Here is a 15,095-nt window from a genome sequence, read left to right on the forward strand (position 1 = left end):
TGCATAGCCATACTTAAATGAATTAGAGGTTTTTATAAATGCTGTATTTAGTTATCACGACCTTGATTTGGGCGTTTTCCTTTGGGTTGATTGGTAATACCCTTAAAGGGTTAGATTTGTTGCAAGTGGCTGACACGCGGCTCTTACTCGCATTACTTGCTTTTATTCCTTTTTTAAAGCTCCGTGATACTAATTGGCTAGAAAAGTGGCAGCTTACCCTTATTGGAGCCATTCAATATGGTGTGATGTACACCTGTTACCTTTCGGCTTTTCGTTTCCTGCCATCTCATTTAGTGGCCCTTTTTAGTGTGCTTACGCCACTTTATATTGTGGTTATTAACGACCTACGTCAACGTAGTTTTTCGCCTAGGTACATACTGGCTGCAGGACTCTCTATTTTTGGTGCAGCAGTTATAAAATTTAACGAGATAGGTTCAAATGAAATTTGGATAGGTTTTGGTTTAATGCAAATAGCCAATCTGGCCTTTGCTTTTGGGCAAGTTTATTATCGCGATTGGAAGTTATCTCGACCACATATTAATAACAGCGCTGTGTTTGGCTTTTTATATTTTGGCGGAGCCGTATTCACTATATTAGCTACCTTGCTCCTTTCACAGCAAGCGCCAATCCCTAGTAGTGCAACAGCCACTCAGTGGTTGGTGTTAGTGTATTTAGGAGTAGTCGCATCGGGGCTGAGCTTCTTCTTTTGGAATAAAGGCGCAACCCTAACCAGTGTGGGGGTGTTAGCCACCTTCAATAATGCATTAGTACCACTGGCCATGTTTACCTCTTTGTTTGTTTTTGGTGAAGCAAGTGGCGGCACACCAGAGCAGCTAGTGCGACTCATAATTGGTTCAATACTCATCATATTGGCTTTGGTTATCGCAAAGAATAGGGCAAACCCCCAGGCTAATTAACGGTATGCTTATTATTAAAGGAAAGGGGGGAGTATAAATAGGTTAGACTATTCAATTACAAACATTTAGCTGGTTTAGGTAAACCGGCTATTTTTGTGGCTTGTTTAGCCGGGCCTTTTGGGAATAATTTGAACAAGTAACGACTATTGCCTTTCTCTTCACCAAATTCATTTTTCATAGCTTTTACTAAGGCGCGCATAGCTGGGCTGGTATTAAACTTTAGATAAAAACTCCTAACAAAATTCACGACTTCCCAGTGATTTTCTGTCAACTCAATACTTTCTGTTGCCGCTAGTACTGGCCCTAACTCAGCTTGCCAGTCATCTACATTTAGTAAATATCCTGCTTTATCTGTAGCAATGTTTTTACCTGCATACTCAATATAATATTCCATAATAGTTACCAGCTGACGACTTTATTAAACTTGAGGGTCAATTCAACAAAGCCTCCATAATTAATAGTTTGAATGTACTCGTTTACTAGAACTCCACGGGCTTCAGCATCTTCTTTTAGCATAAATACTTTGCCACTAAGCTGGCTTAGTTTATGACTGATGTCTTGATGCATAACCGCATAAACAGCATCTTGAGAAAGTAAAATTCCATCATTGTCAGCTAAACGTTGCAAACAATTTTGCAAGTTTAGGTCTTTAAAAGGGCTAGTTGTAAGCTTATGTAAGATCATTAAAAGCTCATTACATGTTGTTGGCAAGTCAGTAGAGTAGGTAACTCATGTAGTTCAATTAGGGTTATGTCTACGCAAAGCTCTGACACTTTAATTCCTCTGCTTTCAAGGCTTTGTTTACAGACATAAATATTATCAATATCGTAAAACTCTAACGCTGGAAACGTCTTATGGTATGCCTTAGCATCTATGTTTGCAGGGGTTTGTTTTGACAAAAGCTGTAACACGCCATCTTCAATAAAAAACAGACTTACGTCTTGAGCAAAGTTACTCATGGCCATAGCCATGTCTAGACTTTCTTGCCCATTTGAATTGCCATATGGGGCTGACTGATTGATGATGGCAAGGGTGTTTGAATCGCTCAAAACTGTACCAATCTATCACTGTTTTTCATTAAAATTGCCAGCTCACCTAAGCCTACTGATTCAAAAGGTGCTGTAAGGCTAAAGTGCGGATTATCTGAATCTTGTGCATCTTCGGTTGTGATAATACCCCGTTTACTCGCTGCACTTACGCACACCATTAAAGGCACCTTGTGATCATTAGCTAAGCTTTTCCAAGCAGCATACAAATCAAACTCGTCAGACGGTGTTAGCTGCAAACTAGAACCATTTAACGTACCACTTTGATAGAAAAAGATACCGTTAACTGTGTGTTTAGCTTGTACAGCCGCAAGGGCAAAACGGTATGCACTATAAGCGTTTTGTTCGGAACAGGGGGCTGAGGTAACTAATAAGGTAAAAGATGACATAAGGGTGCAATGTACCACAAAAAAAAACGCCCCAGCAAGCTGAGGCGTTTTAAAAATGTAATTCTTTTTAAGAATTAATCGTCGCTACTAAAGGCACCAAGAAGGTGTAGGATAGACGTAAATAAGTTGTATATATTCAAATACATAGAAACAGTTGCGCGAATATAGTTTGTTTCGCCACCGTTAATAATACGGCTAGTGTCATATAAGATGAAACCAGACATGATGAAAACAATCGCAGCACTTACAGCTAAGCTCAATGCTGGAATGCCTAAGAAAATATTAGCGATTGAAGCTACAACAGCCACAATTAAACCAACAATTAAAAACCCGCCCATGAATGAGAAGTCTTTCTTAGTCGTTAGTACATATCCAGATAAACCAAAAAATACTAATGCTGTCGCGCCAAAAGCTTGCATGATTAACTCACTGCCACCTTGGAAACCTGCATAGTAATTCAAGGTATAACCTAGAGAACCGCCTAGCAAACCAGTAAAAGCAAAAACAAACAAAATGCCCATGGAACTTTGTGATGCTTTATTTAAGAAAAATATCATTACTAAAGCAGCAAGGTTCATCCCCAAGGCAATACCAGGAGAAATATTCATAGCTGCTGTTATACCAGCACAAACTGCACTGAATGTTAGTGTCATCGCCAACAACATGTAGGTGTTACGAAGTACTTTGTTCGTTTGCAATACAGAAGCTTGACCTGTATTGCTATAGGAAGATCTGTGTTCCATTGTATTCTCCAGAGAGGTAAATTAAAAAACTTTGTTCAGGATGTATTTGTATGGTGTTTACGTTACTTTTTCAAGTGTTAATGGTGATAATTCTTATTGTTAATTGGTAACACGGTGTAAATATGCTCAATCCGGCCAAACAATAATCAATCAAAACATTTTATTAAATTAACCCTTTACAAGCCCTTAAAACGTCACTAATATTCGCATCCTCAATTCGGGGACGTCGCAATAACTAGTTTAAAGCGCCTGACACGGGTTAAGAAAAATGGATAGCTGGCAGAGCTCGGTTTAATGCACCTGACTTGAAATCAGACGTACGGTCAAACGTACCGGGGGTTCGAATCCCTCGCTATCCGCCACATTAAAAGTGAAAAGGCCCAACGTTGTTCGTTGGGCCTTTTTTCGTTTAACGGGGTTAGCGTCGGGATGAGACCCCTCGTAGTTTGACAAAAACTTCCGGAAAGCTTTTATTCACTACATCCCTGTCGTTCACTCACTATGTGAGCTAGCTTAAAAGTTATTCTAATGTGTTCCGACAAATATTAGGGCGCTGCCTTTGGCTTGCGAACGAGCAGGCACATGAATGTGCCAGAGTGAATCCCTCGCAGTCACTTCTTTCAATTGTTTTTTCTCATCGGTTAATGTCTAGAATTTTTTTTAAAGTTCTCTATTGTAGTAATAAAAAAGCATCCCTTTTTTATAGCCAAATACTCACTAATCCTTCGTTAATATTCTATAAAATTTTCTTAGAGTAAATTAATGCCAAATATATTGATTTTTAAGTATAAATAGTGAATTTAATCCTACTTCAACCGCATAGTTTTTATTATAATAATTGGCAATTTATAGGGCTTAAAAAAACATTAAAATGAATCAATTTTTTCGGCCAGTAGTTTTATATTCTAGGAGCATTAAATGAAGGTTATATGTGTAGGCGAAATGTTGATTGATTTTGTTTGTACTGATACCAATATGGGATTAGTAAACGGTGTTAACTACGTAAAAAAATCCGGTGGAGCACCTGCGAATGTAGCTGCCAGTATTGGTAAGTTAGGCGGAGAAGCATTACTAGTGGCATCTGTTGGTAGTGATCCATATGGAGAGTTTTTGGTTCAAGAGGTTCAAAAATATCACGTTAATACTGATTATGTTAATACCCTTCCAATGTCTACTACCTTTGCTTTTGTCTCTTTAGCTGACAATGGTGAGCGTGAGTTTGCTTTTAATCGCGGAGCAGATGAGCAACTTGAACTGACTGCAACTGAAGTGAGTGAATTAACGGATAATTCCATTTTACACTTAGGCTCGGCAACCGCATTACTCGGTGGCAGCTTAAGTGAAAGCTATTTAGCACTAGCAAAAGCAGCTAAAAATAAAGGCAATACTATATGTTTTGACCCCAACTACAGAATTGATTTGTGGCGTGGTAGAGATCAAGAATTCAAAGATGCCTGCAATACTTATTTTAAAATGGCCGACATGGTTAAAGTCAGTGACGAAGAGTTAACCTTGCTATCTGGCCAAGATGATATGAAGGCAGGCTGTCAGTTTTTTCATGATCAAGGCGTAAAAATGATATTGGTTACCCTAGGCCCAGAAGGATGTTTGGTTTCACTAAATGGTCAACAAACTATAGTGCCAGCCTATGAAATTAATGCGGTTGATACCACAGGTGCCGGTGATTCATTCATTGGTGCTTTGTTATATAAAATGGCTCAAGCTGCACCCGGCGATAATTTTTATCAAGATGACATCGAAGAATTTGTGGCTTTCGCCGGAAAAGTCAGTGGCTTGGTATGTTCAAGTATAGGTGCTATGTCGGCTTTACCCACCTTAAGTGAAGTTGAATCTATGGATTTTACCATCAAACAATAGATATGAAAAAGGGACGCTAGCGTCCCTTTTTTACTTGCAATAAAATCAACTAACATCGGTTTAATCAATACTTAATAATCGCTCAGCTGTGTATTCATTAGTTATTAAGCCATTGATCATTTTCGACCTAAGCGCCCCTAAAATTGCAAACACTTTTTCTTCACCTGCAGCAATTGCGTATACAGGGTTATCAGAGCCTACTTTTAGTGGTGTACTGGCTACCCGCTGATTAACGGCGCAGTCGATTAATTGGCCATTTCTATCAAATACCCAACTGATCATTTCACCTACAGCACCCTTGGAGTCTAATTCATCTAACTCTTCGCTAGTGATAAAGCCATCTAAATGCAGGGGAGAATGAGCTCCTAAATCACCAACGCCCACAAAGGTTACGTCAGCGTTCGCAGCTAATTTTAGGTTATTCGCTACATAAAATTGGGCGTGTAATTGTTCTTTTTCAGCTTGGCTACGGGGTAGCACAGGTAAAGGCATAGGGTAATGTTTAGCATTAACATGTTCTGCCATGCGAACAACAACATCATAAGGGGAGGCTGAACCATCCGAAGCCATATTACCAAGCAAGGCAACAATTTTGTGTTGATCGCAATCCAATGAAGAAAGCTCATCTACGCAGGCTCGTAATACTCTACCAGTACCCATGGCTAAAACCTTGGGGTGGGTGGATTTTAAATGCCTTTCAATTTCGCTGGCGCCCGCTTGGGCTAAACCTAAGGTTGAATAAGGATCGGCAGCATCACTGGGTACCACTTCACATGATTGCAAACCAAAGCGACTTTTTATTTTAACTGCCAAGTCCATACATTTGGCAACAGGGTGGTCGAGCCTCACTTTTATGAGTCCTTCACTAACCGACAAAGCAACCATTCGCTGTGCGGATTGACGAGAAATATTGAGTTTTTTTGCGATTTCATCTTGGGTTTTACCAGCCACATAGTAAAGCCAGCCAGCTCGTGCTGCATCGTCTAACTTTCTGGTTTCCGTATTTGATAGCTTAGCCACTATTACTCCTTAATTAATCTTTTGAAATTAGCGATGGTGCTAAGTCAAATAATTGTTTCCATTCATGTATTGTAACTGCATCATCCTTAACGTTGCTAATTTCTGTTCTTAGATTTTTTAAATGACTTGCCCCTGCATATTTAATAACCGGCATATTAGCTGCTTTCGCGGCGGTTATACCAGCCGTAGAATCTTCTATCACTAAGCAGTCTTTAGGGTGGACTCCCATTTTTTGGGCCACATGTAAAAATATATCTGGCGCAGGCTTGCCTCTTTTGACTTCTGAGCTGGTAAACACACAATTTGTAAAATAGTCTGTGAGTTCAGTAACACTTAAAGCGTGCTTAACTCTTTCTGGGCTGCTACTTGTGGCAACACAAATCGGTAACTTAAGTTGCGACAATAGTACTTTTAAGCCTGGAGTAGGGACTAGCTCCTTACTAAAGGTTTGCATGAGTGATTGATGATAATCATTTTTGAATTTTTTGGGTAAAACAACTCCATAATCTTCTAGTATTTTAGCACTTACATGATCATAACTATGTCCTAAAAAGTGCCTGTCAAAATAGTCGCCAGAGGCCTTAGCGCCTAAATCATTGAGCATTTTTAATAATACTCTTTTACTAAGAATTTCGCTGTCAATCAGAACCCCATCACAGTCAAAAATTATTAGTTTGATATGATTAAGTGTTAAAGACTTGCCAAAATTCGTCATACTACCACCGCCTGAGTTATTTCCAATTGCACACCTAATCCATATATTGCGTAATGGTTTTAGTAGTACCTTGGGTCCAAAGCATGGTTAGCCAGGTTCCAAAGTGCTTTGCAAAAATTTTGTTATCACACAGTGTTCCAAATATGTCACGCATTTGCAAAAAAGCATTTGCATCATGTTTCGCTAGAAGCGCTTGCTTCATTAATCTTGAAGCTTGCTGATCGTCTAAGGTTATTCCATTTTCAAGTTCGGCTGCCGCAGCACACAGACGGCACCATAGCGCAACGACTAAAGCTAAGCCTTTACAGTCTTGCTGCATCTCAAGGTTGGCGGCAATTATGGGTAAAATAAATTTAGGTAAGCGGTTGGATGCATCCTGACAAAGCCGAGGCACAGTATCACGAACTTCTGGGTTACTAAAACGTGAATCAATTAAACTAAAGTACTCTTGAAAATCCACCCCGGGTACTGGCGCTAAGGTGGGGATAATTTCTTCAAGCACTAATTTCTGCAAATATTTGCTGATGAGTGGAGTGGCCATAACTTCATGCACTAACTCTATGCCTAAAAGTGCTGCGGGGTAGGCTATAGCCGCGTGACCACCATTTAAAATTCGTAGTTTCATTAGCTCATAGGGAGCGACATCAGGCACAAACTCAACCCCGACTTTTTCTAGGGGAGGGCGACCATTCTTAAAGTTATCTTCTAGCACCCATTGTCTAAAAGGTTCACAAAACACTGGAGCTTGGTCTTCAATGTTAAATAAACTGCTAAGCCTTTCTCGCTCAGTATCAGAGGTTGCTGGGGTAATACAATCAACCATCGAATTAGGAAAGGTTACGTGAGTTTCAATCCACTGTGCCAATTGTTTATCTATGGCAGCGGCCATTTTTATCACAGCACGTTTTGCCACATTGCCATTGTGTGGAATATTGTCACAAGACATGATCGTAAAGGCCTTTATACCTTGGTCACGACGAAGTTTAAGGGCAGCGATCAAGATACCAAATACCGTAGTGGGCTGAGTGAAATTATTGATATCGGCTTGGATTTCAGGATGATCTAAGTCAAAGCCGCCCGTTTTATCGTCCATATAATAACCACCTTCTGTGATGGTTAACGACACTATTTTAATGTCACTGTTGCTTAGGGCCTTAATTAAACTGCCTTCATCGTTTTCGATAAAGTCAATCATCGCGCCGCACACCTCAGCAGTGAGGCCCTGTGCATCCAATTCAACCACAGTTGTCAGCCAGTCCTGGGGTTTTAATTTATTGCGCATGGCCAAATCGTAAGACTTAGTACCTGCGCCACGTATTGCCCAATCGTGAGCCTCACCCGTGTTAAACAACTTGTGCAGATACATGGCTTGATGGGCACGATGAAAATTACCCACGCCTATATGGATAATACCTGCGGTTAATTGCTCCCTAGTGTACTTAGGCTTATTCACTTCTGAGGACAAGGTATCTAGGGTGTGACTATTTAATTTAACGGACATTAGCGACCACTCATTATTAAATCACTGTGTCATAGTTAATGACACAGTGTGGCTTTGTTACAAGAATCGGGTTTAACCTAAATTTCAGTTAATGACGGTAAGGTAAGGCCTGTTTTGTCAAACCGTAAAATTTTGTTTTGAGCTGCGCTCAAGAAAACCTTGTCACCATAGGTAAAGGGGCAATCACCGTCACTTTTAACGGTTAAAGTGCCAATTTTTTCTACATGGACATGCAAAAATGTTTCAGAACCTAAATGCTCAACCACACCTACATTACCCGCCCACATGCCTTCATCATTTGATATTTTGATGTGCTCAGGTCGAACGCCAATAGAATGTGCACCGTCATTAGCCGTAGGTATGTCGATGAAGTTCATTTTTGGTGAGCCAATAAAGCCGGCTACAAAACGATTAACTGGATTTTGATACAATTCTAATGGCGTACCAACTTGTTCAATTACACCTGCATTGAAAACAGCGATTCGGTCAGCCATAGTCATAGCTTCTACCTGATCGTGGGTTACGTAAATCATGGTTGTCGCTAGGCTTTTATGCAGCTCAGAAATCTCTAAGCGCATGTTGACCCTAAGCGATGCATCTAGGTTTGAAAGCGGTTCATCGAATAAGAATGCAGAAGGTTGACGTACAATAGCGCGGCCGATAGCAACACGTTGCCTTTGACCACCAGATAACTGCCCTGGCTTACGATCTAAGTAATCACCTAGGTTTAATATTTTTGCTGCTGATGCAATCTTTTGCTCAATTTCAGCAGGGGCAACCTTTGCTCGCTTCAATGGGAACGCAATATTATTACGCACCGTCATGTGCGGGTACAAAGCATAAGATTGGAATACCATAGCCAAGCCTCTTTTGGCTGGCGGGGTGTCAGTGGCATCTTGTCCGTCAATTTCAATGTTACCACTGGTGGTATCTTCTAATCCGGCAATCATGCGTAGCAAAGTCGATTTACCACAACCTGATGGCCCTACAAAAACGATAAACTCACCGTCTTTAATATCTAAGTCTAATGGTTTGATAACGTTCACATCACCAAAGCTTTTTGTTACTTGTTTTAATGTAATACTACCCATTTTCAATTCTCCTACTTAACTGCGCCGAAGCTTAATCCACGCACTAATTGTTTTTGACTAAACCAACCCAAAATTAAAATGGGAACTATTGCCATAGCAGATGCCGCTGATAGCTTGGCGTAAAATAGCCCCTCTGGGCTTGAGTAACTGGCAATAAATGCCGTGAGTGGGGCTGCGTTGGCGGCCGTTAAAATTAAGGTCCAAAATGCTTCGTTCCATGCCAATATCACGTTCAATAATAAGGTTGACGCAATACCTGGTAAGGCAATAGGTAAAAGCACATGAAATACTTCTTCAATTATGGTTGCGCCATCCATCCGTGACGCTTCAAGAATTTCACTGGGGATTTCTCGAAAATAGGTGTAAAGCATCCACACCATGATAGGTAAGTTGATTAAGGTCATAACAATCACTAAGCCAAGTTTGGTGTCTAGTAATCCAAAATCACGAAATAACAAATAAATGGGGATCAACACGCCAACTGGAGGCAACATTTTGGTTGATAACATCCACATTAAGAGGTTTTTAGTACGTTTAGTTTGTACAAAGGCCATTGACCAAGCCGCAGGGATGGCAATCAGTAACCCCAACAAACTTGACCCAATAGATATCACTACCGAATTCCAAAAATGCGTGAAATAAGGTGAGCGCTCTAATACGTCTCTGTAGTTTTCTAAGGTCCAATCAAACATAAATAAGCTTGGGCTAGCGGATATTGCTTCGGCTTCTGTTTTAAAGCTGGTAAGCAAAGTCCACAAAATAGGGAAGAATATCAAGCCACTAATGGTCCAAGCTAAAACTGTATAAATTAATTTTGATTTATGACTACTGGTAATTGCCATGATTTAGCCCTCCAAGTTTTTGCCAATAAGGCGCATTAAGAAAATGGCTACAATGTTAGCTATGATCACCGCTACTATGCCTCCAGCAGACCCACCACCTACATCAAATTGCAGTAAAGATTGGGTATAGATTAAATAAGTAATATTGGTTGACGCATATCCAGGTCCGCCGCTCGTTGTCACAAGAATTTCAGCGAAGATAGACAATAGAAATATGGTTTCGATTAGGATCACAGCGGTAACAGCACGAGATAAGTGCGGTAACACTATGTAGAAAAACTTACTAAAAGGGCCTGCACCATCTAAATCGGCGGCTTCTAATTGCTCACGGTCAAGAGACTGAATAGCCGTTAATAAAATTAGGGCTGCAAAAGGTAGCCACTGCCAAGACACAATAATGATGATGGACAACAAAGGCACTTGTGCAAAAAAGTCAATTGGGTTCATCCCTAACCAAGATGAAAAGTGCGCAAACAAACCGTTAACTGGGTTCATCAACATATTTTTCCACACTAAGGCAGACACAGTCGGCATCACAAAAAACGGTGCTAACACCATAATACGTACGTAATTTCGGCCCCAAATAGCTTGGTCAAGCAAAATGGCTAAACCTATGCCACCACAGATGGTAATGGTTAACACACCGCCAACTAGTAATAATGTGTTGAAGAAAGACTCAGTGAAGGCTGGATCTGTAATAAAGAATTCGTAGTTTAGAAAACCAATGAACTCATGTTCACCCGGTATGAGTAGATTGTAATCTAAGAAAGAAAAATACAATGTCATACACAGCGGTACAATCATCCACCCCAATAATAATAATACTGAGGGCATCAACATAAACTTTGCCAATGTACGGGATTGGGTAGTCGCCATAATTAAGACCTTTTTAAAAATATAAATAATGGGTAAGTTGCTAAGGGGGATGACCTTTAGAACTTACCCGTTAAATAAGCCAGCTACTACTTAGGGTAGCGGGCTTTACGCATGGCTCGTTCTGTCAAACGTTGTGAACTAGCTAAAGCTTGTTTCACTGTCATTCTGCCGGTAAGTGCAGCGCTAAATTGCTGACCTACTGCAGTTCCAATGCCTTGAAACTCAGGAATGGCAACAAATTGCACGCCAACATAAGGCACTGGGTCAACTGTAGGGTTAACAGGGTCGGCTGATTGGATAGAATCTAGTGTGATTTGCGCAAAAGGTGCGGCTTTTAGGTACTCTGGGTTTTCATATAAAGATTTACGAGTACCTGGAGGCACTTTTGCCCAGCCTTTTTTAGACGCTACTAAGGCTGTGTACTCTTTAGAGGTAGCCCAGCTAACAAACTTCATGGCTGCATCTGATTTTTTGCTACTTGCAGGGATGGCTAAGTTCCAGGCCCATAACCAGTTACCACGTTTGCCTAAACCATTATCCGGAGCTAATGCAAAACCTACTTTGTCAGCTACTTCAGAGTCTGTTTTGTTGGTAACGAATGCACCTGCCACTGTCGCATCAATCCACATGCCGCATTTACCAGTTTGGAATAAGGCTAGGTTTTCGTTAAAGCCGTTAGCAGAAGCTCCAGGAGGGCCTGACTCTTCCATTACATCAACATAGAACTGCAAGGTATCTTGCCATGGCTGAGTGTTAAACTGAGGCTTCCAGTTTTCATCAAACCAGCGAGCTCCAAATGAGTTAGACATAGAGGTGATTAAAGCGATGTTTTCACCCCAACCAGCTTTACCTCGTAAACAGATGCCGTAAATTCCGGCGTCTTTGTCTGTCATTGCTTTAGCCGCTTTACGAATAAAGGTCCAAGTAGGGGCCTTAGGCATCTCTAATCCAGCTTTTTCCATAAGGTCTGTGCGATACATAACCATTGAGCTTTCACCATAAAATGGGGCAGCTACTAGCTTATCGTTAATTGACAGGCCGCTTCTGATTGCTGGTAGTAAATCATCTTTATCATAGTCAGCGTCAAGGTTATCCAAAGGCTTTAACCAACCTTGCTTACCCCAAATTGGCACTTCATAAGTTCCTATTGTCATGACATCGTACTGGCCACCTTTAGTGGCAACGTCTGTTGTCACTCGTTGGCGTAAAATGTTTTCTTCTAGGGTGACCCATTTAAGGTTAATGTCAGGGTTTTTAGCTTCAAAGTCAGAGCTTAATTCCTTCATGGTAATCATGTCACCATTGTTCACTGTGGCGATGGTAATTGTTTCTGCGGTAACGGCTGCGCTCATGGTTAATGCGCCGCAGGCTAGCATGGTTAATTTATTTAACATCGGGTAATCCCCTTATATTCAAAATTAAAGTCTCACCTAACTAGGCTAAATGAGACGGTTTTGTGTTTATAATTTGGCTTAGTCGTCTATAGCCTAGTGAAATATTAGAATTTCACTGATATTTCGGAAGTAAAGCCATCAAAGCCAGCGCCAATTTGGCCTCCAGAGTTAATGCCTTCGTCTTGGTCAACGTATTCAACTTTCAACAATGTTTTATCATTAAACCAGTAACCTGCAGCCACTTGTAAACGTTTAACCTTGTTGTCTGTTTGTTCGATAAGTTCAGAGGTGTTTTTGGCGTCGGCATAACGTGCAGCCACATAGAATTTGTCAGGAATGATGTAGTGCTGCGCTTCAACTACGTAATATTCAACAGAAGATTCGCCTTTAATGACATTAACTGAGTCAAAGGTAGTACCGTCTGCATCTGCTACTCCATCTGTCCCAAAGTAGGTAATTCCGGCTAGCGCATTACCATCTGTGTCAGCAAAGGTGTAATCATCAGATGACTTACCAAGCATTAATATCACATTGGTATTAGCGCTAAATTGATAGGCTAAGTCCAATTCAACAATTGATTGGTTAAGGCCAGGCATAGCGCCCACATGGGTGTCACGTTCGCTTGAAGCAGACGCCGAGAAGTTATAGTTTTCACCATCACCGAAGCGATAGTTAGTCGTGGTTAAACCGTCAAGACTAGCGATGCCGTTTTCAAAGCGTAGTTGATCACCTTGGTTCGCTTGAAAAAAACTTAAACCGGCTTTAAATCCGTTGGTAAATTCTACTGCACCCTGGAGGCGATAGTTATAACCCCTGTCTTCTTGGAAAGCTTCACCAAAGCTTGATGTAGTCATATGGCCAGCCACTGTGTAACTGCGGATAGGGCCATCTTCAAATGATTTTTTATAAGCTAATTGGGCGCCGTTTTCTGCTGTGGCGTAATCGGTAATACCATTACCAATAAGTGCATTGCCTTGGTTGTCGGCGCCGTCTTGAAAACCTTTAAACTGGAAAGGAGATGCACCAATGTTACCTAAACGAAGAGTTAAGTTTGAATCTTCGCTGGCATGGCCAGAAAGACCAAGTAACTCAAACTCTATTCCTGCAAAGTCTTGGTGAAATGAAAAGTCTCTGTCGCCGTTGTTACCAAAGTCATTAGGCTCTTCGGCAATATCTACATCGGCAGTGATGTAGTCGGTAATATGAAATTTAAACATCAGGTTAACTCTTAAGCGACCAAAACCGTCTGATTGCTCTTCGTCAACTGGGCGAAATGCACCTTCTTTAGCCTGAATGGCTTGGTAGTTTTGTAATGCTAAAAAATTAACTTCTGCTAAACCATCTAAAAACTCTTTAGCGAATGCCTCCGAACTATGTATTTGTGCTCCTGTACTCACAGCTAATATCGCTGCTGGCAGGCCTAGCCTTCTTTTCATTTTATTTAACATGTTAGTGTCCTGTGTTTTATTCATTTTTTAAATAAAAACTGGCAAATTTTTTAATGGTTTTACTTCAAGTATTGCCAATTTAACGGGTGAGCAATTAATCTTTCATTTAAACTAAAATACCTAATGGTGCATATGCTCAGCTGGTGAGCATATTCTCAGAATGATTTGTGAAGTTCAACCTTTTTCGTTACAAATTATTTACATTTTTAATTAAATTTAATAATTCACATAAAAAACAAAGAGTTATTTATATGAATTATGTTAATGAAATAACTGTTTATTCTTGGGGGGAGATAGGATTTAAATTTTTTGAGAGTTAATAAGGTGAGTACAGAAACGAGTAAGCCACAAAAAGGCTATTCATTGCGCGAATAGAGAACTTCTACAAATAGATTCTTTCAAAAAGAACAAGTTTCCAAACAGGAATTGGATGGGAAGCTTATAGGGGGGTAAAAATCCTTTGTTTTTTAGAATGTTGCTTAATTGTTACTAATGATAGTCAGTGTGAGGTGGCTTGAAAGTGAGTTTTTAAACCTTAGGAAAATAGGGAAGTGATGCAGGGTTAGACAAAGCGCGTACATAAAATAAAATGTAGAAAAGCATAAAATAGTTAAGGTTAATGATCGGTAGAACACCTTGTTGTACCGATAAATTAGTCGGATATTATTCGTGAGAAACCTTGGCATAAGTACCAGAGTGGAACACTAGGGGGTTATTGCAACCAGCGGTTTCATAATCGAGTACTCTACCTACTAGAATAACGTGATCACCACCATCATATTCATGCTGGCAAATACACTGAAACCTAGCACTGAACTCAGGTAACAAAGGTACTTCACCTATGCCATAAGACACATCGATTCCTGTAAACTTATCATCACTTTTTGTGGCAAAGGTGTTAGACAAATCTTGTTGATGCTCACTTAAAACATGCACTGCAAAGTGATGTCCTTCACCAAATGATGGTAAAGAGCGAGCGCCTTTATCTATGCTCCACAAAACCAAAGGTGGGTTTAAAGACACAGTATTAAAACTACTGGCAGTCATTCCAATTAATTCGCCCGATTCATTTTTAGTGGTAATAATTGTTACACCTGTAGGAAACTTACCCAAAGCATTTCGGAAATCACGGGGATCGAACTCGGGTTGGGTCATGGGTATTCTCCTAATTATTGACGTTATTTGTGTCCCAAAAAATTCTTAAAATTATATTGAAACCATAAAGCAGCAAGCTT

The 15,095-nt window shown here is 40.4% G+C and carries 16 protein-coding genes and 1 tRNA gene; 3 read left to right on the top strand and 14 right to left on the bottom strand.

The features are described from left to right. The first annotated feature begins 38 nt into the window (after nt 1-38). A complete protein-coding gene (locus EOK74_RS08555) occupies nt 39-917 on the top strand; it encodes an EamA family transporter (protein ID WP_133469558.1) in 879 nt (292 codons plus the stop codon). Between the two features lie 55 nt (nt 918-972). On the opposite strand, the gene EOK74_RS08560 is transcribed toward EOK74_RS08555, so the two are convergent. The 5 genes from EOK74_RS08560 to EOK74_RS08580 all read right to left on the bottom strand — a co-directional run bounded on the left by EOK74_RS08560 (nt 973) and on the right by EOK74_RS08580 (nt 3,095). Then, a complete protein-coding gene (locus EOK74_RS08560; RefSeq protein ID WP_133469559.1) occupies nt 973-1,311 on the bottom strand; it encodes a TusE/DsrC/DsvC family sulfur relay protein in 339 nt (112 codons plus the stop codon). Nucleotides 1,312-1,316: 5 nt separating this feature from the next. Next, nucleotides 1,317-1,601 carry a sulfurtransferase complex subunit TusB gene (gene tusB, locus EOK74_RS08565; RefSeq protein WP_133469560.1) on the bottom strand — a complete coding sequence of 95 codons (285 nt, stop codon included), beginning with the start codon at nt 1,599-1,601 and terminating at the stop codon, nt 1,317-1,319. Next, the gene (tusC, locus tag EOK74_RS08570; RefSeq protein WP_133469561.1) at nt 1,601-1,966 is read right to left on the bottom strand and encodes a sulfurtransferase complex subunit TusC; all 366 of its coding nucleotides are present in this window, start codon (nt 1,964-1,966) and stop codon (nt 1,601-1,603) included. The genes tusB and tusC overlap by 1 nt, the downstream gene beginning before the upstream one ends. After that, the gene (tusD, locus tag EOK74_RS08575; protein WP_133469562.1) at nt 1,963-2,352 is read right to left on the bottom strand and encodes a sulfurtransferase complex subunit TusD; all 390 of its coding nucleotides are present in this window, start codon (nt 2,350-2,352) and stop codon (nt 1,963-1,965) included. Before tusD ends, tusC begins: the two co-directional genes overlap by 4 nt. 74 nt (nt 2,353-2,426) lie before the next feature. Beyond that, nucleotides 2,427-3,095 carry a Bax inhibitor-1/YccA family protein gene (locus tag EOK74_RS08580; protein ID WP_133469563.1) on the bottom strand — a complete coding sequence of 223 codons (669 nt, stop codon included), beginning with the start codon at nt 3,093-3,095 and terminating at the stop codon, nt 2,427-2,429. A 270-nt stretch (nt 3,096-3,365) separates the two neighbouring features. On the opposite strand from EOK74_RS08580, the gene EOK74_RS08585 reads away from it, so the two are divergent. Both EOK74_RS08585 and EOK74_RS08590 read left to right on the top strand, forming a co-directional pair. Continuing rightward, nucleotides 3,366-3,457, top strand: a tRNA-Ser gene (locus EOK74_RS08585). 556 nt (nt 3,458-4,013) lie between these two features. Further along, nucleotides 4,014-4,973 (top strand): carbohydrate kinase family protein, encoded by a 960-nt coding sequence (locus EOK74_RS08590; protein ID WP_133469564.1) that lies wholly within the window; start codon nt 4,014-4,016, stop codon nt 4,971-4,973. A gap of 60 nt (nt 4,974-5,033) precedes the next feature. Here the strand turns inward: EOK74_RS08590 and EOK74_RS08595 are convergent, their stop codons facing one another. The 9 genes from EOK74_RS08595 to EOK74_RS08635 form a co-directional block, all read right to left on the bottom strand. Then, a complete protein-coding gene (locus tag EOK74_RS08595) occupies nt 5,034-5,993 on the bottom strand; it encodes a sugar-binding transcriptional regulator (protein WP_133469565.1) in 960 nt (319 codons plus the stop codon). Nucleotides 5,994-6,006: 13 nt separating this feature from the next. Further along, entirely contained in the window at nt 6,007-6,708 is a 702-nt protein-coding gene (locus EOK74_RS08600; protein WP_133469566.1) for an HAD family hydrolase, read from the bottom strand. A 34-nt stretch (nt 6,709-6,742) separates the two neighbouring features. Then, nucleotides 6,743-8,209 carry a mannitol dehydrogenase family protein gene (locus tag EOK74_RS08605; RefSeq protein WP_133469567.1) on the bottom strand — a complete coding sequence of 489 codons (1,467 nt, stop codon included), beginning with the start codon at nt 8,207-8,209 and terminating at the stop codon, nt 6,743-6,745. Between the two features lie 77 nt (nt 8,210-8,286). Continuing rightward, a complete protein-coding gene (locus EOK74_RS08610; protein WP_133469568.1) occupies nt 8,287-9,300 on the bottom strand; it encodes an ABC transporter ATP-binding protein in 1,014 nt (337 codons plus the stop codon). A gap of 11 nt (nt 9,301-9,311) precedes the next feature. Further along, nucleotides 9,312-10,142 carry a carbohydrate ABC transporter permease gene (locus EOK74_RS08615; protein WP_133469569.1) on the bottom strand — a complete coding sequence of 277 codons (831 nt, stop codon included), beginning with the start codon at nt 10,140-10,142 and terminating at the stop codon, nt 9,312-9,314. 3 nt (nt 10,143-10,145) lie between these two features. Beyond that, nucleotides 10,146-11,018: a carbohydrate ABC transporter permease gene (locus EOK74_RS08620; protein ID WP_133469570.1), complete on the bottom strand. Its 873-nt coding sequence runs from the start codon at nt 11,016-11,018 to the stop codon at nt 10,146-10,148. An 86-nt stretch (nt 11,019-11,104) separates the two neighbouring features. Continuing rightward, nucleotides 11,105-12,412, bottom strand: coding sequence for an ABC transporter substrate-binding protein (locus EOK74_RS08625; RefSeq protein ID WP_133469571.1), 1,308 nt, complete (start codon nt 12,410-12,412; stop codon nt 11,105-11,107). A gap of 104 nt (nt 12,413-12,516) precedes the next feature. Further along, nucleotides 12,517-13,860, bottom strand: coding sequence for a hypothetical protein (locus EOK74_RS08630; RefSeq protein ID WP_133469572.1), 1,344 nt, complete (start codon nt 13,858-13,860; stop codon nt 12,517-12,519). A 663-nt stretch (nt 13,861-14,523) separates the two neighbouring features. Beyond that, entirely contained in the window at nt 14,524-15,015 is a 492-nt protein-coding gene (locus tag EOK74_RS08635) for a flavin reductase family protein (RefSeq protein ID WP_133469573.1), read from the bottom strand. Between the last annotated feature and the right edge of the window lie 80 nt (nt 15,016-15,095).

This window comes from Paraglaciecola marina (assembly GCF_004360155.1).
Classification (GTDB): Bacteria; Pseudomonadota; Gammaproteobacteria; order Enterobacterales; family Alteromonadaceae; genus Paraglaciecola; species Paraglaciecola marina.